Genomic DNA, 21,457 nt, shown 5'->3' with positions numbered 1-21,457 from the left:
AACAAAATTTTAACACCTTATAAAATAAAAAGACAATCATTGCCGACTGCCTTAATACTTATTCAAATATTTACCTACCTAACAAAACTTTACGCGTCCCGTTTGTTTTGTTTTTCTTTTTTAAACAAGATAGGATATAATTAAAAGAAGGAGGTTTTTTATAATGAGAAATTCTAATTTTGCATTTCGCCGTTTTTTTATAATTTTTGCTAATGTTTTTGTGTTTATTGGTGCGTTCTTTGTGTTAACAATGATTGCTTTTTATACAATTGCAGCATTAAGAAATCAGATTACGGAGTTAACAGCATATGATAATGATTTTCGTACAGTAATTACTGATATTATAAATAAGGGTTATTTTCCAGTTATGGTATTAATTATTTATATGGGAGCAATGCAATTAATTTATAGTGCTTTAATTATTAAATGAGCAATATCACTTAATGATGAGCAATTTATTAAACATCGTTGATTAATTTTAGTTTATAGTTTCTTTAATATGACATTTTTTACTGGATTTATGTTGCTTTGATTAGATCAAAAAAGAATTGAGACTGGTATTAAAGTGAAAAGAAAAATGGCATTACATGAATCAAGTGTTTTTGCTTTATCAGGTGCGATGTTAATAATTTTTACTACTGTTTTACTATTGACAAAAAATCTTAATAGTGAAATTGTCAATATAAAACAACCCTTTGTTATTACTTTAAGTGTTGCGGGGGTATTCTTATTATTTGGAGTGATGGACTTATTGTCAATTAGTAAATTAAAAAATGTTAATTTACCAGATAGTAATTCTTTACAAAATGTGCCAGTAAAGTCATTTAATGATCAGTTTGCTAAGTTAATGATTGGTTTTAGTATTATTTTTATATTAGTTAAAATGCTTATTGTTCTTGTAATTAATACTATTGGTTATTTAAATCAAATGTTTAGTCGTAAAAATCGTGGATTTTTTAGTAATATTGGAGCAACGATAAATTTAATTTTTATGTATACTATTGTTTATCAAGTATTTCAAGCATTACTTCAAAAAGATGATCAACCGCTAGTCATTGATTTATCAAATGTTGCTACTAAAAGACAACACCAACGGTTTTAAGTAATTTGTTATTTAATAATTTTCAAAACTGCTTCTTAATAAAAATAAGAAACAGTTTTTATTTGGGTGTGGGATAATATTATTAATTTTTTTTAATTTTGTCGAAAACTCTTGATATTTATTGAATATACTTAATTTTAGGTATATTTTTAATATGATAGAGGTGGATAATAATTATGGAAAAAATAATTCAAGAACTAGTAAATACTTTAACAGATGATCAATTTTTAGAATTTTATGAAAAAGTCAAACAACAAGCAGAATTAATAAAAAAACAAAAACGTTTAAATGAAATTGATCAAAAATTTAGAGCGCAAGGTATTAAATGCCCTAAATGTGAATCTTACCATTGCGTTAAAAATGGACATAATTCAGAAGGAAAACAAAAATATTTATGTAAAAATTGCCGTGCAAGTTTTGACGCTTTTCGTAATCATTTTATTTATTGAAGTCATTTAAATTATGAACAATGAAATTTATTGATTCAAATTTCATTGCTGGGGCAATCTAGTAAAACAATTTCTCGTTTTATTAAAACTACATTAAAAACTGCTTGATATAATCGTCAAAAATTAATGAAATCAAAACAATTAGAAAATACCCAATTAAAATTTAAAAAATTATCTGGTAAAATCCAAATCGATGAAACATTTATTAAAGAAATTCATAAAGGAAATTTCAAATATAAAACTGATCCACGAAGAATTCACCTTGACCCATTCGCAACTAATACTAAATGCTGTATTCAAATGGCAATTGATAATTAATAACAATATTTATGTTAAATCCACAAACACCAAACGTTTACAAAAACAATGAGTTATTGAAAATATGAACAAAGAATTAATTAACGAAAATTCAATTATTACTTCTGATATGCAAAAATTATATTTTTTAGTAGCAAAACAAACAAATTCTACTTTATGTGTAACTAAAACAACAATTAATCCTGAAGCTAGTTATCGTAATTTAAATAAAATCAGTAAATTACAATCTAGTCTTAAAGAAGCCTTAATTCATTATCATGGTTTAGGTTTTACTAATATTCAAAATTATTTAAATCTCTGAAAATGAAAATACCAACATAAGGGCTTAACTCCAAACCAACAAACAGCGGTATTATATTTTAATGTATAAAAAAGAGCCTGTCCAAAATTCTGTGTCTCGATAATTCATTCTGAATTATACTTAAACGAAGGAGAACAGAAAATGACAAAAAAAATAAAAAAAGAACCTGATGCAATTGATAAAGTTGTTGATTATTTTTTAGAAAATATTGATAATCCACAAGATTTATTTAAAGGCAATACTATTTTTCAGGAATTTTGTAGAAACCATATACATATGACAAGATTTTGGTTTCTACAAACTTGCTTTTAATTAATAAATAAATACGAGCTCATTTATTTATTACAAGAAATATAAGGTTAAATTAATATTTATTATTTTTAGTTATGCCTTGTATTTTTTTGTGCCTTGTTGTTGATAAACTAAGTTTTTTAGTAAACGAAGTTTACTAACAAGTTATGTTAATTTAGTTTAAAGAAAGAGTTTAAAGAGAAATATATTGAACTAAGTTAAAAGACTAAGTTAAATATAACTAAGTTAATATAACTAAATATTGTAAGGGTGGTATGTATATGAGAAATATTGAAAATATTTTTTTAAATACTGAAAAATATCTTTTGAAAGAAACGCAAAATGCAGTACTTATTAAAGCACCAGCAATTCCCTGATTGTATGAATCTACTGGTATTTGGTTTTCAAAACGATTTGTTTATAAAGGAAAATATGAGAATTCTATTTGTATCGGAATAATTAAAGATGGTGAGTATCAGTTGGTTTTAGTTAATAATAAGAAAGGTCAAGAATCTAGTTTGATTTTAGGTCATGAGTTGTTAGGTTTTTTTGTTGCGGAGAAAGAGATTGCTAAAAAGGATGTAAGTTTTAATTATTTTAAAAATTCATTTTAAAGGTGTTTTAAGGCATTTTAAGAATAGAGGTAAAGAAATAAAAATAAAATATAGTTTAAAAAAATTTAGGTTGGTTTTTAAGGTGTTTAAACGGTGCGGAAAGCGTATGCTCCGCCCGTTAATTATCAATGTTAGTTTGAGTTATTTAACTAAGTTATTGCATTTTTTGATTTAATGTAGTAAAAAAATTAATTTTGGAGTTTTAGAAATGAAAATGTGAGTTAGTGTGGATGAGCCTGGCAAAGATTATTGTCAAGAGTTTATATATTCTATTAATAAAAAAACCGGATTAGAACAAAAAATTTGAGCGTCTAAATCTGCAGTTGATTCTGTTAGAACTGATTTAGTTGGTGATAATTGACTTTGTTTTGATTTTGTTGAACATAATTGTTTAAAAAAATAAATTAATTAGAAAATTAAGGAGAAAAGAAAGATGAGTATATTTGGATTAGTGTTTTTTACGATTTTAACATTATTACTAGCATATTATATTGCTGTTAATATTTATCGGTTTTTTAAAGATAAAAAGAAATATGGTAGTGAAGCAAAACAGCTACCAAAAGATTTTACTTATTCACAGCGAATATTCATTGCAAAGTTTAAGCGAAATTTATTAGAACAAGATGAAAAAGAAATTAAAAAGTAGGTTTAGAAAATGTTTAAAAAAATAATTATTGAGTTAATTGAATTAATTTATCCAACTGCCGATTTACCACCCCAAGTTGTATTTTTGTTTTCAATTTTAATAATTGTAATGTTGTTTTCAGCCATTATTTTTCTACTCTTTTGACCTTTTAAGCGGTAATTATTAGACTTCTTGCAAAATTAATATGATAATTATAATTTTTAAATTTAAAATAAATATAAAAGTGTTATTAAAATAATTTTTAGATTATTTTTACAAATATTTTGTCATTAAAACATAATAAAAATTATTATTTACAATAAAAAAAGACTGAAATTTTAAATTATCAAATATATTTAAACTAATAGTTATAAATTATAAATTGAAGCTATTAAATTAAATCTTAAAGCAAATCTTTTTCTACGATTTCGATATTTTTCACTAATAATTTTAAATTTTTTAAGTATAGCAAAAACATTTTCAATAACAATTCTCATTTTTGAAATTCGCTCATTATTTTGCTTTTCTTCTTTATTTAAAGGGTTTTTCTTTGATTTTCTTTTAGGAATTAAAACATTATGATTAATTTTTTGTATGCCTTGATAACCTAAATCCACTAAAACAGTTGTTTCTGGTAAAAATTTAATTTTTGAATCTTTTAAAATTTTAAAGTCATGGTTTTTACCATAAGAAAAATCAGAACTAATAATTTTTTTACTATCTTTTTCAATTATAACTTGTGTTTTTATTGTGTGTTTTTTCTTTTTTCCTGAGTAGTGCTGTTTTTGTCTTTTTTTGGGCGTTGGATTTGGCTTTCAGTTACATCAATTATAACAGTCTTATCTTTGAAATAATCTTTTAATAGTGATTTTTGACCAGTAAGTTGTTGAAAATTAGGGTGTTTTATTAAAGTGTCTTCAATTCATTTGATATTTCTATAACAACTACTTTCACTAATATCATAACTTTTTGCAATATGAAAATAAGTTCTATATTCTCTTCAATATTCTAAAGTCATTAAAATACGATTTTCTAATGATAATTTATTGGTTCTTCCGCGACGAAATCTCTTTTTTAATTCTTCTATTTTTAAAATTTCTAGCATTTTATTAAAAGTAGTATGTTTAATACCAGTTAATCTTAAAAAATTTTTATCACTTATTTGATTATTTTTTTTAAATTTCATTTAAATTCCACCTTTTTATTAAAAACAACAATTCAATTATATTTTAAATTAATTTTGCAAGAAGTCTAATAAAAAAAGACTGAAATTTTAAATTATCAAATATATTTAAACTAATAGTTGTAAATTATAAATTGAAGCTATTAAATTAAATCTTAAAGCAAATCTTTTTCTACGATTTCGATATTTTTCACTAATAATTTTAAATTTTTTAAGTATAGCAAAAACATTTTCAATAACAATTCTCATTTTTGAAATTCGCTCATTATTTTGCTTTTCTTCTTTATTTAAAGGGTTTTTCTTTGATTTTCTTTTAGGAATTAAAACATTATGATTAATTTTTTGTATGCCTTGATAACCTAAATCCACTAAAACAGTTGTTTCTGGTAAAAATTTAATTTTTGAATCTTTTAAAATTTTAAAGTCATGGTTTTTACCATAAGAAAAATCAGAACTAATAATTTTTTTACTATCTTTTTCAATTATAACTTGTGTTTTTATTGTGTGTTTTTTCTTTTTTCCTGAGTAGTGCTGTTTTTGTCTTTTTTTGGGCGTTGGATTTGGCTTTCAGTTACATCAATTATAACAGTCTTATCTTTGAAATAATCTTTTAATAGTGATTTTTGACCAGTAAGTTGTTGAAAATTAGGGTGTTTTATTAAAGTGTCTTCAATTCATTTGATATTTCTATAACAACTACTTTCACTAATATCATAACTTTTTGCAATATGAAAATAAGTTCTATATTCTCTTCAATATTCTAAAGTCATTAAAATACGATTTTCTAATGATAATTTATTGGTTCTTCCGCGACGAAATCTCTTTTTTAATTCTTCTATTTTTAAAATTTCTAGCATTTTATTAAAAGTAGTATGTTTAATACCAGTTAATCTTAAAAAATTTTTATCACTTATTTGATTATTTTTTTTAAATTTCATTTAAATTCCACCTTTTTATTAAAAACAACAATTCAATTATATTTTAAATTAATTTTGCAAGAAGTCTAATGTATAAAAAAGTTAAAGTAAAAATAGTAATTTTACATAAAAGCCTTTTAAAATTATCAAGTTGATGATTTTTTTTATTTTATCAAGAGTTTTCGACAAAATTAAAGTTTATTTTGGTTTAAAAAATGTGGTTTTGAAATAAAATTTGATGTTAAACAATTACAAATTCATTTGAATGAGTGGTACGCATTTTATAATTTCAAGCGAAAACATAAAAGTTTGAATTACAAAACTCCATTTGAAACTTTAAATAAATTTTATTGTTGTTACCTTGTTATTTTACTTTTAATATTTCATAATAATTTTATTAGGTTAAAAACTTATTACAGTTTGAGGATGAGTTCTGTTTAAAAAGTCTAATAACGCCGATGGCGTTATTTTTAAATTAATTTAAAAGGAGAAGGTAAATGTTACCACAAGGATTACAAAAGCAATTATTAACAATAAAAAAAGAGTTTAGTAATTATGTCAACTATTCGGTTGTTGAATTAACAAGTTTAAGAATGAAATTTGTTGAATTACAAAAAGCGTTAGATATCGCTAATGAAAAGGAACAATTAGATAATTATATGCGACGCATTGATTATCGGATGAGAGCATTAGCAACGAATTATAATGCACAACAATTAGATGAAATTTTTAATCGTTTAGAACAATTAATTACTAGTGAAGATGTTATTGCAATTGGAGAATTTTTAGAAAATACGCCAATAGATTTAAATATTAATGCTCCAATATTTATTAATAATGAAGCGATTAAAAATCGTTTTCAAAAAATTAAATTTAATAAATCATTGCCGGTATTGAAAATATTAATTAATTATGGATTAAATAGTAATTTTTGAAATAACTATGGTAATACGCTACTTCATATTGAAGTACTAAGAAAAAATATTGAAGCAATTGAATTATTGCTTAAATAATGGTACTAATATTAATATGAAAAATCGTAATGGTGACTCGCCCCTTTTTTATGCTGTAAGAAATGGTAATAAGATTACCGTAATTGAGTTGTTGCTTGCTAGTGGTGCGGATGTAAATATTCAAAATGGTATTGGTGAGTCGCCCCTTCATTATGCAGTATTACAGGAAAATATTGCTGTTGTGAAATTGCTGTTGGATTGGGGGGTGCGCGGATCTTAATATACAAGATATTAATGGTTATACGCCTCTGTATTGTGCAATATTGCAAGAAAACATTGAATTTGTTAGATTATTGTTGGATCGGGGTGCGAATATTAATATACAAGATATTAATGATAAGACGCCACTTTATTATGCATTACGAAATCGTGACATTGAATTCATTAAATTCTTGCTGGATAATGGTGCTAATATTGGAATTGATTCATTGCAACTAAAGCAGTTTGCTGATTATTAGGAAATAAGAAAAATTACGATTTGTAGAAATATTTACAGTGATTTTAATCATTTAAAATAAATAAAAATAACTAAGGATTTTTAGATAATTCTTAGTTTTTCTTTGTTAATTTAATTGACATCACGATAAAATCGTATATAATCGTTTTGTAATTAAACTTAATGTTTACTAATACTAAACAAAGAATGGTGGTGTTTTATGCATATTGGTAAGAAAATTAAAGCATTACGGTTAAAACAAGATTTAACAATTGATGAATTAGCACAACGATGTGAGTTAACTAAGGGGTTTATTAGTCAATTGGAACGAGATTTAACATCACCAAGTATTGAAACATTACAAGATATTATTTCGGTATTGAATTGTTCTTTAAGTGATTTTTTTAAAGATGATGAAAAAAATAAAAGCTATGTATTTTCTAGTGATACGATGTCAATTTTAGAAGAAACAGATTATCATATTAAGTGACTTATTGCTACGAGTCAAGCTCATAATATGGAACCAATTTTAATAACATTAAAAGCAGGAAAAAGTTCACCAAAAGTTAATCCTTTTATTGGCGAAGTGTTTGGATTAGTTTTGACTGGTCGGGTTGTTGTCATTGTTGGTAATAAACAGATTACTGCCAATACGGGCGATGCTTTTCATTTAGAGGTTAATGAAGAACATTATTTAAAAAATAATATGTTAAATGGTGAAAGTAAAGTTCTTTGAATTACAACACCACCAAGGTTTTAAAAAGATATTTACTATTTAGGAGTGATGAAAAAATGATTGATACAGTAATTAAACCTAATATATTAGAGTTACGAAATATTACGAAAGATTTTTCTGGTGAAGTAGTTTTAAAGGGAATTAGTTTAAATATTAAAGCTGGTGAATTTATTACTTTATTGGGACCGAGTGGTTGTGGAAAAACTACTACTTTAAGAATTATTGGTGGTTTTGATGACCCTAATAGTGGTGAAATTCTTTTTGAAAGTCAGAATATGCTTCGGGTGCCAATTCATAAACGCAAAATTAATACAATTTTTCAAAATTATGCGTTGTTTCCGCATTTGAATGTTTATGAAAATGTTGCTTATGGTTTAAAAATTAAAAAATTAAAAATTGATGTTATTAAAAAGGCAGTTTTAGAAGCATTGGAATTAGTTAATTTAGTTGGTTTTCAAGATAAGGATATTGATGAATTATCTGGTGGTCAAAAACAGCGCGTAGCAATTGCAAGAGCATTAGTTAATAAACCTAAAGTTTTATTATTAGATGAACCATTAGCAGCTTTAGATTTAAAATTAAGACAACAAATGCAGTTAGAATTAAAACGATTACAAAATGATTTAGATATTACTTTTATTTTAGTAACGCATGATCAAGAAGAAGCATTTACAATGTCTGATCGGATTGTTGTGATGAATGAAGGACAAATTCAACAAGTAGGAAGTCCAGAAAATATTTATAATGAACCAGAAAATAAATGAACAGCTAAATTTGTTGGGGCATCAAATATTATTGAGGATGCGGTATTTGTTCATGATAACTTAGTTCATTTTGATGGTCGTGATTTTCGTTGTTTAGATAAAGGATATGGTATTAGTGAAACTAATATTGATATTGTAATTCGTCCAGAAGATATTGATATTGTTGGTGAAAAGAGTGGATATTTTCGTGGTACCGTTAAGAATGTAACTTTTAAAGGTGTTTATTGAGAAATTGTTATTGCAACGCGAAGACGAATTTTTTTGGTACATTCAACAGATACAGTTATTGTTGGTAAAAAAGTTGGTGTTAGGTGGTCAGTAGAAGACATTCATGTAATGTGAAAAGAGGTTGAATAAGGTGAAAAAAGATAAAGATAAAAATAACTTTTTTAGTCGGATAACATATAATGTCAAAATTCGTTTTCAATGACTACAAGAAAATTTTAAAAAGAATTTACAAAATATTAAGGAAAATCGTTTTGTTAAAAAAAGTAATAATAGTTGAGTCCCATTAATGATTCCTTATGTTATTTTAATGATATTATTGATTGTTGCACCACTTTTTATTCTTTTACTATATTCCCTAATTAGTCCTACTAATGATGTTTTAATTTTTGATTTTACAATAAATAATTTTAAAAGTTTTTTTTATGAGCAATCATTTTTATCATCACTAGGTCGTTCATTATTATATGCAACTGTTGCGACATTTTTTGCCATTCTTATTGGTTATCCAGTTGCATATTTAATGGCATTTTCAAAGTCAAAATTAGTATCAAAAAATATTTGAATATTAGTAACATTACCAATTTGAATTAATATGTTAGTAAAAACTATTGGTTTAAAAACCATGTTTGATTTAATTGAAAGAATAACTAATGTGCACTTATTAGGAACATCAATAGCAATCGTTATTGGAATGATTTATATGTTTATTCCTTTTGTTATTATTCCTATATTTAATAGTTTAGATAAAATGGATCGTAGTTGAATTGAAGCGAGTAAAGATTTAGGCGCTAGTCCTTATCAAACATTTTGAAGAATTACTTTTCGTTATTCAATGCCAGGAATTATTGCTGGAATTATTTTTATGTTATTACAAGCAGCAACAAGTTTAATTGTTGTTAAGTATATGGGGCAAGAAAAAATTACTTTAATATCTTCTATTATTGAAGCATATTTTTTTCAAGGTGCTAATTTTGGTTTAGCAGCTGCAATTTCAGTATTTTTAGGATTTATAATTTTATTATTAGTTATTGTGTTGCACTTATTAGGGAAAAGAATTTATGGTAAGGCAGGACGAAATAATGATTAAAAAAATCTTTAAAAGTTCTTATTTACTTTTAGTATTATTATTTATTTATGTGCCTATTAGTATTTTAATTTTTTATTCTTTTAATGATGAGCGAAGCTTAACACATTTTAATGGTAATTTTTCATTAACTTGATATGAAAAGTTTTTTCAAGATCGGTTGTTTCTTGAATCAATTATTTCTAGTTTGTTAGTAGCGGTTATTGCAACAATTGTTTCAGTTATTATTGGAACTTTAGCTGCCATTGGCGTTAGTAAAGCTAAAAAAGTAACGCAATCGTTAACATTAAATATTTCTAATATTCCTTTAATTAATGCTGATGTTGTTACTGCGGTATCGTTAATGATGTTGTTTATTGCTTTAGGTTTTAAGTTTGGTCTTTTTAGTTTAATTTTAGGACATATTTCTTTTAATATTCCTTATGTAATTATTACGGTTTTACCACGATTAAGAAGAGTTCATCCATCAATTATTGAAGCATCGTTAGATTTAGGTGCTAGTCCACGATATACTTTAAGAAAAGTTATTTTACCTTTAATTTGACCCGCTATTGTGGCTGCTAGTGTTATTTCTTTTGCGATGTCGTTTGATGATTTTATTATTTCTTATTTTACAGGTGGCAATGTAACTAATGTTGCCACATATATTTATACTTTAAAACGATTAACACCGGTTGTTAATGCTTTTGCCACAATATTAATTTCAATTGTGGCGATTTTAGTTTTAAGTTGAAATTGTTATACCATTGTTAGTACACAGATTAAGTCACGAAATCATAAAATTTTAACAGAAAAATATCGGGCTAAAATTATTGTTAATAGTGAAAGAAAACTATTGCAGTTATATTTGCAGTTAAATAATCTTAATCTTGTAAAAAATCTTAATATTTTAAAATTAAAACGAAAAATTTTTCATTTAGAAATTAAAGTTGATAAAGAAAAGTTATGAATTAAATCAAAAAAGGCACAAATTATTCGTCGCGATAAACGACAAGAACGAATTAGTGAGAAAAGGCGAGAGAAATATTATTGATTAGTTCGTTGACCTTGACGAGCAATTATTATTGTGGCATTAAGTTTTACTTCATTAGGAGCTTTAACATTTGTTTATGTGCAAAATAATCTTTATGATTTTAAATTAGGAATTTGAGGAGAATATATTAATAGTTCGGTTGTGGAAAGATTTGAAATGGCACATAACATTAAGATGAAGGTAGAAACTTATGATAAGAATGAAGTTTTATATAATAAAATGTTTACTACTGATTATGATGTTATTGTTCCTTCTGATTATATGGCTTCAAGACTTATTGCTGAAAATAAGGTTGAAAAATTGGATTGAAGTCGCTTAATGCCAATTGGTAATGATCAGGTTTCTAGTGGGAATAGTTGTTCAGATTTAGATGGTACAAAGCCAGTAGATAGTTTATGAACTTATCTTGATTATGGTATTAAAAAAGTAATTTCTGCTGATGGTTATAAAACAGAAAAGGGATTATTAAGTGATTATGCTGTTCCTTATTTTTGAGGTGATTTAACAATATTATTGAACTTTGAAAAACCAGAAACTAAAAATTGGTTAATTGAAAAAGGTGTTGAAATTTTAACTACTAATGATGAAAAAAAAGAAGAATATTTAAATCCGACAACAGTATCATGAGAATTAATATGACAAGCTGCCCGAGAAGGTAAAAATGTTTTTGCATTAAGTGATTTTCGTAGTTTATATGGTTTAGCATTTCAAAGAATTAATCAAACAGTTAATCCCGAAAGAAAAGAAGATGTTGAATTTGCAACAAAATTATTAAAGGAATTAATTGTTGATTATAAGAATAATGTTACTTTACAAAGTGATGAAATTGTTAATAGTCTTTCAGCCCCATATGATCCGGAGTCTAGTCGTTTATTTGATATTGCCGTAATGTATAATGGTGATGCTGTTGCTTCGTTTTATGATAAAAATCAAAATATTCGTGATCGTAATTTTAAAAGTGTGCGACCACGAAAAGCAATTCCAAAGATTGATTCGACAACAGGAATATCTAATATAGATGTTTTAACACCGCAAGGAACAAATGTTTGAGCTGATGTGGCGATGATTACTAAACATAGTTCTAATAAGGATTTAGCATATAAGTTTTTACAATTTGTTTTACAAGATAAAGTACAAACAGAGTTATCATTAGAATTTGGTTATAATACGCCTTTGTTTAAAGATACACAAGATATTGTTAATGATGAGTATAAATCTGTTGCTAGTATTTATTTACCAGTTGTTAATTTTATTAATGGTCAATGAGTTACTGATATTCAAACTGCTGATGCTGGTTTTCAAAATAAATTTATTAAGGAAATTACTGATTCCTATACGCGGGTAATAAGTGCTGGTTTAGGCGGTTATTAGATTATCAGGAATGACAATTAACAAATTTGTCATTCCCTTATTTATTTTTTAAAAATAGTTTATTAATTAAATTTCAAAAGACTTGGTACATAACTATAACTAGCTTAATTCAAAATTATATAGGGCCTGTCCAAAATTCTGTGTCTTGATAATTCATTCTGAATTATACTTAAAAGAAGGAGAACAGAAAATGACAAAAAAAAAAAAAATAAAAAAAGAACCTGACGCAATTGATAAAGTTGTTGATTATTTTTTAGAAAATATTGATAATCCACAAGATTTATTTAAAGGCAATACTATTTTTCAGGAATTTACCAAAAAATTAACTGAACGAATGTTAAATACGGAAATTAAAGATTATCTTGAAACTGATGAGAATCATAATAAAAGAAATGGCAACACACAAAAAACCATTATTACTAAAAATGGTTCAATCGCAATTGATGTACCAAGAGATCGAAATAGTACTTTTGAACCAGTAATTATTCCGAAAAGACAAAGAAGATTTGATAACTTTGATCAAAAAGTAATTTCTTTATATGCAAGAGGAATGACAATTTCTGATATCAAAGCACAATTGCAAGAATTCTATCACGGAGCAGAAATTTCAGAAAGTTTAATTAGTCAAATAACTGATGATGTTATTGAAGAAGTTAAAATGTGACAAACTAAACCTTTAGAGAAGATTTATCCGATTGTTTATTTTGATTGTATTGTTGTTAAAGTAAAGCAAGATAAACGAATAATAAATAAAGCAGTTTATCTTGCCTTAGGAATTAATTTAGATGGTTTAAAAGATATTTTAGGAATGTGAATTAGCGAGAATGAGGGCGCCAAATTTTGACTTAATAATCCTTACGGAAATGAAAAATCGTGGCTTACAAGATATTCTTGTTGCTTGTAGCGATAATTTAACTGGAATGTCTGATGCAATAGAAGCTGTGTTCCCAAAAACACAGCACCAATTATGCATTGTTCATCAAATTCGTAATAGTTTAAAATTTGTCCCTTACAAAGAACGCAAACTTGTAGCTAATGATTTAAAATCAATTTATACAGCAATTAATGAAGAAATAGCGCTAGTTGCTTTAGATCATTTTTCTGAAAAATGAAATAAAAAGTATCCACAAATTACTAAATCATGAAAAAATAACTGAAATAATTTAATAATTTTTCTTGAATATCCTCAAGAATTTAGAAGGATTATTTACACAACTAATGCGATTGAATCTGTTAATAGTCAACTAAGAAAAGTCATTAAGAATAAAAAGATTTTTCCTAATGACGCATCAGTTTTTAAAATATTTTATTTAGCATTTCAAAATATGGTTAAGAAATGAACGATGCCAATTCAAAATTGGGGTAGTGCAATTTCACATTTAATGATAAAATTTGAGGACAGAGTGAATTTAAGTTAATTACTTAAAGACACAGTTAATTGTACAGTCCCATTATATATTCCTGAAATTAAGTTAAATCGTAATCCAAATCTTCTAATCTTATTGCGATAACGATAAACTAGTATTTTAAATCTTTTTAATCTAGCAAAAACATGTTCAATGACAATTCTAACTTTACTTAAAAAGCTATTATATTCCTTTTTATCTGGATTTAAAGGATTATTTTTTTTAATTTTGTCGAAAACTCTTGATAAAATAAAAAAAATAGTAATTTTACATAAAAGTCTTTTAAAATTATCAAGTTGATGATTTTTTTTATTTTATCAAGAGTTTTCGACAAAATTAAAAATTTTTTACAACAACAATCATACATAAGAAATATATACTTAATTTGAATATTGAAATAATTTATAGTAAATGATTATTTTTTCTTTTTTAAAAAATACCTAATAAAACTAAACGCGACCGCTTCAGGATTAATTGTTGTTTTAGTTACACATAAAGTAGAATTTGTTTGTTTTGCTACTAAAAAATATAATTTTTTTTTAATTTAATTAATTTAGAAAAAATTTATTTATGAAAAAAAACTGATATATGAAGCACCCCTGAATTTGAAAAAATAAAATTAAAGCATAAATATCTGAGACTGAAAAATATAACCACAAAAAGCGAGCAATAATTTTATCATTGATATAAGTTATTTTTCATCTATCTATTCTACATCAGGAGAAAGGAGGCAATAAAATGAACAAGTGTACGGACTGCAAATGTTCTTGTTCTGAGGGACATAATTGCAAGGACTGTAAGAAAGATAGTACTAGGAAACATAGTTGCTAACAAATTAAAACAATAAAATAGACTTCTTGCAAAATTAATTTAAAATATAATTGAATTGTTGTTTTTAATAAAAAGGTGGAATTTAAATGAAATTTAAAAAAAATAATCAAATAAGTGATAAAAATTTTTTAAGATTAACTGGTATTAAACATACTACTTTTAATAAAATGCTAGAAATTTTAAAAATAGAAGAATTAAAAAAGAGATTTCGTCGCGGAAGAACCAATAAATTATCATTAGAAAATCGTATTTTAATGACTTTAGAATATTGAAGAGAATATAGAACTTATTTTCATATTGCAAAAAGTTATGATATTAGTGAAAGTAGTTGTTATAGAAATATCAAATGAATTGAAGACACTTTAATAAAACACCCTAATTTTCAACAACTTACTGGTCAAAAATCACTATTAAAAGATTATTTCAAAGATAAGACTGTTATAATTGATGTAACTGAAAGCCAAATCCAACGCCCAAAAAAAGACAAAAACAGCACTACTCAGGAAAAAAGAAAAAACACACAATAAAAACACAAGTTATAATTGAAAAAGATAGTAAAAAAATTATTAGTTCTGATTTTTCTTATGGTAAAAACCATGACTTTAAAATTTTAAAAGATTCAAAAATTAAATTTTTACCAGAAACAACTGTTTTAGTGGATTTAGGTTATCAAGGCATACAAAAAATTAATCATAATGTTTTAATTCCTAAAAGAAAATCAAAGAAAAACCCTTTAAATAAAGAAGAAAAGCAAAATAATGAGCGAATTTCAAAAATGAGAATTGTTATTGAAAATGTTTTTGCTATACTTAAAAAATTTAAAATTATTAGTGAAAAATATCGAAATCGTAGAAAAAGATTTGCTTTAAGATTTAATTTAATAGCTTCAATTTATAATTTACAACTATTAGTTTAAATATATTTGATAATTTAAAATTTCAGTCTTTTTTTATTGTAAATAATAATTTTTATTATGTTTTAATGACAAAATATTTGTAAAAATAATCTAAAAATTATTTTAATAACACTTTTATATTTATTTTAAATTTAAAAATTATAATTATCATATTAATTTTGCAAGAAGTCTAATAAAAAAATAAGTCTCTAGCTAAATTCCTTTGTTAGAGACTTATTTTACTGTATATCTAGTTTTCCATTACAACCACATCGTACACGTGGGGTATTTGTCGTAATGATGACAGCAATTGTTGAAGAAGAACTTTGTTGGCAATTTTAATAACAAGATTAATACTGTATTTATTATCTGAACTTGTTTCAATATGAATTTGTTGAATCGAAGCATTTAAATTAGCAAGAATATTGGTAATATTAGCCATTAAACCATCACGGTCATAACAAATTACTTTAATATTACTATAATATTGATGCCGCTTAACGACATTTTCATTCCATCACACTTCCAAAAGTCGTCCTTGGCGTTCTTCTGGAAGAATATTATGGCAATTAACGCGATGCACACGAATCCCACCAAGTTTACTAACATATCCCGTAATTGATTCTAACGGCACTGGCATACAACAATGAGCTAAAGTTGCTTTAATATTATCAGCACCTTTAACAATAATGTCATCTTTTAAGTTAATTTTTTCAACTTTTTTTTCTTGAAGATGATTTAAATAAGTATTAGGACTAGTTTCATTACTTGCTAATAAAAGATTAATCGCATCATCAAGTTGATATTTCTTATTGGCAACATCTAAATAAAAATCTTCTAAAGTATGATATTTTAATTGCTTTAAGCGATGCATTAGTTCTTTTTGGGAAACTAACTTTCATTTTAATTTCCGTTGCGTTAAAACATCATCAATTGCTTTTTTAACATTTTTAATTTTTTTAAGATTTTTAGATTCATTATCTTTATGAGTTTCATCAAATTCTTGTTCTTGTTTTTTTAAAAATCTTTTAATTTTATGCAATGCATAACTAGTTTTAGCAATAACTAGTCAGTCACGGGATGGTCGCATATTTTTACTAGTTTTAATTTCCACAACATCACCAGATTTTAAAACAGTACTAACAGAAACATAGTTACCATTAATCTTACCACCCGTAGTTTTCTCACCAATATCAGTATGAACTTTATATGCAAAATCTAAAATTGTTGACCCAAAAGGCAAAGTAATAACTTTACCATTAGGAGTTAAAACATAAATTAAAGAAGTAAAAATATCACTCTTAACGGCTAACTCCATATTTGGTTTTTCATTACTTTCTAACTCTTCATTGTTAATATTTTCTAAATCTAAAATCCGATTAAAAATATCTAAGCGCTCATCAATATCAGCTTGGCGTTTTTTAGTATTATAGATTTCGCCCTCTTTGTATTTCCAATGCGATGCTGCTCCATAAGTTGCCTTTTCATCCATATCAACAGTTCGAATTTGAATCTCATAAATTGTTGCATCTTGAATTACTGTTGTATGTAATGACTGATATAAATTATATTTAGGTGTTGCAATATAGTCCTTAAATCTTCCCGGTAAAGGCGGAAATTGCTGATGTAAATAACCTAAAATCGTATAACATTCATCAATCGTATTAGTAATAATTCTTATCGCTAATAAATCATGAATATCTTCAAATTTACGCCCAAAATAATACATCTTACGATAAATTGAATAAATACTTTTACTACGACCAGAAATTGTTGCTTTAATATTTTTACTATCTAATAATGACTTAATATTGTTAATCATTACGGCCATTAATGATTCTAAATGTTCTTTTTCCAAATCAACATTGCGAGAAATTCTTTTATATTCAACAGGATTTAAAATTGCGAAAGACAAGTCTTCTAAAAGACTTTTTACTTGTCGCATCCCTAACCGGTGCGCAATTGAAGAATAAACTTCTAAAGTTTCTTTCGCAATAACTTTTTGTTTTTCTGGTTCCAAATATTCAATTGTTTGGATATTATGCAAACGATCTGCTAACTTAATAACAATAACACGAATATCATGCGCCATACTTAAATATAATTTTCTCAAATAATTAGATTTAATTTCACTACGATTCATTTTAGCAAAATAAGATACTTTCGTGACCGCTTCAACTAAAGTTGATATCTCAATACCAAACTCTTTATTCAAGTCTTCAAAAGTTGTTGGTGTGTCTTCTAACACATCATGTAATAAACCAGAAATTAATGTTGCTAAATTCATATGCCATGTTGCCAAATAATAAGTTGTTCATAAAGGATGATTAATATAAGGTTCACCACTTTTTCTTAACTGCTGATCATGTTTATTATAAGCATAGGCATATGCGCGTTTTATTTCCTCAATATCTTTTTCATTACTAATATAGGTTTTAACTTTATCTAAAACTTGTTTAAATGTTATCGATTTCATAATATCAAACTCACTTATTTTAATACTGAATTAAACTTTCAATTTTTAAATTAGGAAATTGTTCGCGAGCTTTAAAACTAGTCAACTCAATAACAAATACCGCGGCAATAACCTCACCCTGTAATTCTTCAATTAAATTAATAATGGCATCAATCGTACCACCACTGGCTAACAAATCATCAACAATAACAACTTTCATTCCGGGAACAATCGCATCCTTATGAATTGCTAAAGTACTTTTATTATATTCTAATTCATAACTTTTATGAATAACTGCTCGCGGTAATTTATCTGACTTACGAATGGGAACAAATCCCAATCCCAATGCACTAGCAACCGGAGTTGCAAAAATAAATCCTCGGGCTTCGGGTGCCACAATAACATCCGGTTTAAATGATTTAACAATTTCTTCTAATTGTTTAACAACTTGCTTAAATGCTACACCATTAGCCAATAATGGTGTTATATCCTTAAATTGAATTCCTGGTTTTGGAAAATTAGGAACATCAATTATTAATTTTTTTAAATCCATTAACTAACTCATCCTTCCAACATTATTAATCATTAACACCGATAACAATTTGCTCATCAGGTCCAGTTAATGAGTTATAAATTTTTTGCTTTTTATTTCGTAAAAGTTTTCCTTTAATGTTAGCAAAATATACTCATAATCATCGCAATAAAATTGTTGAAGAATAAATACCAATAACACTACCTAATAAAAGACCAAATGCTGCTCCAATATTTTGACCAATAACAAATAACGCCATTGACAATAACAAGACTAACGATAAAACAATTAAACTACTTTTTAAAGTCATTGTAAATCCCGTATCTACCAAATCCGATAAATTACTCTTATTCATTTTCGTACTATCCAAACCAATTTTATTTTCCCGAACACGGTCAAAGATAATTATTTTATGAAAAATAGCAAAGATAACTACTGCTAAAATAGCTGTAACAACTTCAATCGTTACTTCAAAACGACAAATAATTATCAAAGAACAAGTTAATAAAACATCATGAATAATTGTCAATATTAATGGTAGAATAAAACTTCAATCAAAACGAATAATTAAATAAATTAGAATAATCACCATAATAACTGCTAACACAATAACCCCATTAATGACAACGCTACCACTAGTTTCATTTCATAAAGAACCATAACTAACATCATTAATTCTAATTTCAGATTGGAAATTATTTTCTGATAACCAAGTTTGTAAAGAGTTAACATATTTATTATCAATTAAGGAAGTTTTAATAAAAATATTATATCCACCATCTTCGCTACGCTTAAATACTGCTAGAGAATAACTATCTGCTGAATAATCGGTTTTAAATTTACTAATAATTTCATTTTTAGTTTCTGCAATCGCTTTTAGAAACGTCTCATCAGCACTCGTAGTAATACTATGTCCAGAAGTTTGCACTTGAAAAATTGTTCCCCGCGTAAATTCTAAACTAGTACCCGGTCCCGCAGTTGTAACAACAATAACACCACACGAAATAATAATCGTAGAAAGTAAAACTAATCATTTAAAACTTTTTTGATAACTAAATTTCTTAGAAAATTGCGTTATCCGATTAAAACCAAGCTTTTTAATAACATGATGAATTTTTTGTTTTATAATTATAGAATTAATCATTACTAAATTTTGACGGCTATTAATCCAGTTTAACGATAATAGCGAATAATAAATTCCTCGGATTAAAACAATACCAAAAATAAAAGCTCCTAAAATACTAATAATTAGCATAATCGCAAACGATTTAATAATACCGGTTCCAAATCAATAAATAAAGAAACTAATTATCAACGGCAAAACAGTCGTATCAAAAACTGTTGATATTGATTTTCGATTAGCATCTAAAAAAGATTGAATTAAAGATTTACCCCCATTAAACTCAGTTTTCATTCGTTCTAATAAAATAATACTACTACTTAAAGTAACCATCATACCTATCAGCATGGCAATAAACACTTCTCAGCCATAAATCCCTAATAAAACATTAAACACAACCATTGCAACGACCATTGTTGTTGCTAAAATAAGACCCAAAATAAGACCCAAAACACGATAAAATACTGCCAAAATAACTAATGTTATTAACAAAATAACACTAACAGTAATAATCATCATCACCTTTGTAACATTACTAATTACGGTATCGGATACTGAATATGACTCAACTTGGTAGGCAATTCCTTTAATGCCAGCACTAAAAATCTTAGCTAAACCAGCGGCTGCCTCTTCACCACTAATTTCAATAAAAGCAATATCACTTACTTTATCACTATTATTAGGTTTAAGCTGTAATGATGAAGATGTAATTAAATACTTATTTTTATATTTGTTATTCATAACATCTTTAAATTCACTATTAACAAGTTCTACTAAAAAAGGACGAAACGGATTTAAATAGTTTTGCTTATCATAAGTATCATCTTCATTATTAATATCAATTGTTAAATCACTATTTGGCGAATTCTTATTATAACTAAGAACCTCATTAAAAGTAACATCACCATTTTGAAAATAGTTATAAATATCAGAATCCGTATTAACACCTTGATCAGCTAAATTTACTTCTTTAACATCACCATTTTCAGGATTACGAACACTAGCCGTTAAAAGATTTCGCAGAGCATTTCTTAATTCTTGCGCTTCACCACCTTGTAAAGCTACCGCTTTAGCATTAATAAATTTTCTAAGTTTTATCAAATCGTTATAATTGCTACGCATCTCATCTAGCATTTGCCCTAAATCTTGTCAAACATAAACTGACTTTTTATCTTGATATTTTAAAATCGCATTATATAACTCTAAATTTTTAATTTTGAATTCAATTGATGGTTTATTTATTCCCGAAATTAAAGAATGTTTGATTGAACTACTATCAATAAAATCTTTTAAAACAATTCTTTTACCATCCTTCTTTGCTGGCTTATAAGTTTCACCTGTCCCTGTACCAACAAGTAAATCATCACCTTTATCATCTAAAAAGAAAATTGATCCGCTACGTTCAACATCGCGTAAAAAATCAGCAATATTACCATAATTAGCTTGCGGAACGATAACATTTAAACGACTTCCCTCAATATTACTAGTAAAACGACTAATATCCATTAGTTTTTTTCTTAAAGGATCAATTTTATCTTGCAAAGTATTAACAGCCTCATGACGATTTTTCGCATTTTCATAACTAACAATTGTTTGATATGCCCCACCAACTAACATTCCTGAACGAAAATTATTATCAACAAAAAAACTACCCGTAATTAAACCAGCAATAGTACTTAAAATTAAAATAATAAATAAACCGAATTGAATTCAAAGGTTTCGTTGCGTTCCTTTAATATTATTTTCCATATCT

General features: G+C 26.0%; 25 protein-coding genes and 1 pseudogene. 18 read left to right on the top strand and 8 right to left on the bottom strand.

Features of this window, described 5'->3' with window-relative positions; genetic code table 4:
• Window positions 1-163 precede the first annotated feature (163 nt).
• The 7 genes from AAHM82_RS06790 (at window position 164) to AAHM82_RS06760 (ending at window position 3,721) form a co-directional block, all read left to right on the top strand.
• Window positions 164-1,102, top strand: a complete 939-nt coding sequence (locus tag AAHM82_RS06790; RefSeq protein WP_342263425.1) for a hypothetical protein — start codon at window positions 164-166, stop codon at window positions 1,100-1,102.
• Window positions 1,103-1,278: 176 nt separating this feature from the next.
• Complete coding sequence (locus AAHM82_RS06785) at window positions 1,279-1,869, top strand: IS1/IS1595 family N-terminal zinc-binding domain-containing protein (RefSeq protein ID WP_342263424.1); 591 nt, start codon at window positions 1,279-1,281, stop codon at window positions 1,867-1,869.
• A complete protein-coding gene (locus AAHM82_RS06780) occupies window positions 1,859-2,239 on the top strand; it encodes a hypothetical protein (RefSeq protein WP_342263423.1) in 381 nt (126 codons plus the stop codon). Before AAHM82_RS06785 ends, AAHM82_RS06780 begins: the two co-directional genes overlap by 11 nt.
• 72 nt (window positions 2,240-2,311) lie before the next feature.
• On the top strand, window positions 2,312-2,482 hold the full coding sequence (locus tag AAHM82_RS06775; protein ID WP_342263422.1) for a hypothetical protein: 171 nt from the start codon (window positions 2,312-2,314) through the stop codon (window positions 2,480-2,482).
• Window positions 2,483-2,742: 260 nt separating this feature from the next.
• Window positions 2,743-3,075: a hypothetical protein gene (locus AAHM82_RS06770; RefSeq protein ID WP_342223612.1), complete on the top strand. Its 333-nt coding sequence runs from the start codon at window positions 2,743-2,745 to the stop codon at window positions 3,073-3,075.
• Window positions 3,076-3,283: 208 nt separating this feature from the next.
• Window positions 3,284-3,478 carry a hypothetical protein gene (locus tag AAHM82_RS06765; RefSeq protein WP_342263421.1) on the top strand — a complete coding sequence of 65 codons (195 nt, stop codon included), beginning with the start codon at window positions 3,284-3,286 and terminating at the stop codon, window positions 3,476-3,478.
• A gap of 30 nt (window positions 3,479-3,508) precedes the next feature.
• On the top strand, window positions 3,509-3,721 hold the full coding sequence (locus AAHM82_RS06760; protein WP_215825617.1) for a hypothetical protein: 213 nt from the start codon (window positions 3,509-3,511) through the stop codon (window positions 3,719-3,721).
• Window positions 3,722-4,068: 347 nt separating this feature from the next.
• Here AAHM82_RS06760 and AAHM82_RS13905 read toward each other — a convergent pair whose 3' ends face one another.
• The 4 genes from AAHM82_RS13905 to AAHM82_RS13890 form a co-directional block, all read right to left on the bottom strand.
• On the bottom strand, window positions 4,069-4,449 hold the full coding sequence (locus AAHM82_RS13905; protein WP_425289013.1) for a transposase family protein: 381 nt from the start codon (window positions 4,447-4,449) through the stop codon (window positions 4,069-4,071).
• Window positions 4,446-4,886 (bottom strand): transposase family protein, encoded by a 441-nt coding sequence (locus AAHM82_RS13900; RefSeq protein WP_342263396.1) that lies wholly within the window; start codon window positions 4,884-4,886, stop codon window positions 4,446-4,448. The genes AAHM82_RS13905 and AAHM82_RS13900 overlap by 4 nt, the downstream gene beginning before the upstream one ends.
• A gap of 105 nt (window positions 4,887-4,991) precedes the next feature.
• The gene (locus AAHM82_RS13895; RefSeq protein WP_342264845.1) at window positions 4,992-5,384 is read right to left on the bottom strand and encodes a transposase family protein; all 393 of its coding nucleotides are present in this window, start codon (window positions 5,382-5,384) and stop codon (window positions 4,992-4,994) included.
• Window positions 5,381-5,821 carry a transposase family protein gene (locus AAHM82_RS13890; RefSeq protein WP_342263396.1) on the bottom strand — a complete coding sequence of 147 codons (441 nt, stop codon included), beginning with the start codon at window positions 5,819-5,821 and terminating at the stop codon, window positions 5,381-5,383. The genes AAHM82_RS13895 and AAHM82_RS13890 overlap by 4 nt, the downstream gene beginning before the upstream one ends.
• 177 nt (window positions 5,822-5,998) lie before the next feature.
• Here AAHM82_RS13890 and AAHM82_RS13885 point away from each other — a divergent pair, with 177 nt between their 5' ends.
• From AAHM82_RS13885 to AAHM82_RS06710, 9 genes and pseudogenes are all read left to right on the top strand, one after another.
• Complete coding sequence (locus AAHM82_RS13885) at window positions 5,999-6,241, top strand: integrase core domain-containing protein (protein WP_425289012.1); 243 nt, start codon at window positions 5,999-6,001, stop codon at window positions 6,239-6,241.
• Window positions 6,242-6,393: 152 nt separating this feature from the next.
• A complete protein-coding gene (locus AAHM82_RS06745) occupies window positions 6,394-6,813 on the top strand; it encodes an ankyrin repeat domain-containing protein (protein WP_342263419.1) in 420 nt (139 codons plus the stop codon).
• Between the two features lie 16 nt (window positions 6,814-6,829).
• Window positions 6,830-7,033 carry an ankyrin repeat domain-containing protein gene (locus AAHM82_RS06740; protein WP_342263418.1) on the top strand — a complete coding sequence of 68 codons (204 nt, stop codon included), beginning with the start codon at window positions 6,830-6,832 and terminating at the stop codon, window positions 7,031-7,033.
• Complete coding sequence (locus tag AAHM82_RS06735; RefSeq protein WP_342263417.1) at window positions 6,939-7,271, top strand: ankyrin repeat domain-containing protein; 333 nt, start codon at window positions 6,939-6,941, stop codon at window positions 7,269-7,271. The genes AAHM82_RS06740 and AAHM82_RS06735 overlap by 95 nt, the downstream gene beginning before the upstream one ends.
• A gap of 198 nt (window positions 7,272-7,469) precedes the next feature.
• The gene (locus AAHM82_RS06730) at window positions 7,470-8,009 is read left to right on the top strand and encodes a helix-turn-helix domain-containing protein (protein ID WP_342263416.1); all 540 of its coding nucleotides are present in this window, start codon (window positions 7,470-7,472) and stop codon (window positions 8,007-8,009) included.
• A 47-nt stretch (window positions 8,010-8,056) separates the two neighbouring features.
• Window positions 8,057-9,106 (top strand): spermidine/putrescine ABC transporter ATP-binding protein, encoded by a 1,050-nt coding sequence (gene potA / locus AAHM82_RS06725; RefSeq protein WP_425289011.1) that lies wholly within the window; start codon window positions 8,057-8,059, stop codon window positions 9,104-9,106.
• A gap of 1 nt (window position 9,107) precedes the next feature.
• Window positions 9,108-10,064 (top strand): spermidine/putrescine ABC transporter permease, encoded by a 957-nt coding sequence (gene potB, locus AAHM82_RS06720; RefSeq protein ID WP_342263414.1) that lies wholly within the window; start codon window positions 9,108-9,110, stop codon window positions 10,062-10,064.
• Window positions 10,057-12,465, top strand: a complete 2,409-nt coding sequence (locus AAHM82_RS06715; RefSeq protein WP_342263413.1) for an extracellular solute-binding protein — start codon at window positions 10,057-10,059, stop codon at window positions 12,463-12,465. The genes potB and AAHM82_RS06715 overlap by 8 nt, the downstream gene beginning before the upstream one ends.
• 190 nt (window positions 12,466-12,655) lie before the next feature.
• Window positions 12,656-13,883 (top strand): annotated as a pseudogene (locus tag AAHM82_RS06710) (IS256 family transposase).
• Here the strand turns inward: AAHM82_RS06710 and AAHM82_RS06705 are convergent.
• Window positions 13,880-14,119, bottom strand: coding sequence for a transposase family protein (locus AAHM82_RS06705; protein WP_425289010.1), 240 nt, complete (start codon window positions 14,117-14,119; stop codon window positions 13,880-13,882). The pseudogene AAHM82_RS06710 and the gene AAHM82_RS06705 overlap by 4 nt on opposite strands.
• Window positions 14,120-14,788: 669 nt before the next feature.
• On the opposite strand from AAHM82_RS06705, the gene AAHM82_RS13880 reads away from it, so the two are divergent.
• Window positions 14,789-15,229, top strand: coding sequence for a transposase family protein (locus AAHM82_RS13880; RefSeq protein ID WP_342263396.1), 441 nt, complete (start codon window positions 14,789-14,791; stop codon window positions 15,227-15,229).
• Window positions 15,226-15,618 carry a transposase family protein gene (locus tag AAHM82_RS13875; protein ID WP_342264845.1) on the top strand — a complete coding sequence of 131 codons (393 nt, stop codon included), beginning with the start codon at window positions 15,226-15,228 and terminating at the stop codon, window positions 15,616-15,618. Before AAHM82_RS13880 ends, AAHM82_RS13875 begins: the two co-directional genes overlap by 4 nt.
• 229 nt (window positions 15,619-15,847) lie before the next feature.
• On the opposite strand, the gene AAHM82_RS06695 is transcribed toward AAHM82_RS13875, so the two are convergent.
• The 3 genes from AAHM82_RS06695 to secDF are packed head-to-tail and all read right to left on the bottom strand — an operon-like array spanning window position 15,848 to window position 21,453.
• Window positions 15,848-18,073: a RelA/SpoT family protein gene (locus AAHM82_RS06695; protein ID WP_342263412.1), complete on the bottom strand. Its 2,226-nt coding sequence runs from the start codon at window positions 18,071-18,073 to the stop codon at window positions 15,848-15,850.
• 19 nt (window positions 18,074-18,092) lie between these two features.
• Window positions 18,093-18,605: an adenine phosphoribosyltransferase gene (locus AAHM82_RS06690; RefSeq protein ID WP_342263411.1), complete on the bottom strand. Its 513-nt coding sequence runs from the start codon at window positions 18,603-18,605 to the stop codon at window positions 18,093-18,095.
• 25 nt (window positions 18,606-18,630) lie between these two features.
• Window positions 18,631-21,453, bottom strand: coding sequence for a protein translocase subunit SecDF (secDF, locus tag AAHM82_RS06685; RefSeq protein ID WP_342263410.1), 2,823 nt, complete (start codon window positions 21,451-21,453; stop codon window positions 18,631-18,633).
• Between the last annotated feature and the right edge of the window lie 4 nt (window positions 21,454-21,457).

It is taken from the genome of Spiroplasma endosymbiont of Clivina fossor (genome assembly GCF_964031115.1).
In the GTDB taxonomy this organism is placed as follows: domain Bacteria; phylum Bacillota_I; class Bacilli_A; order Mycoplasmatales; family Nriv7; genus Nriv7.
This window is presented reverse-complemented; position numbering and strand designations above follow the sequence as displayed.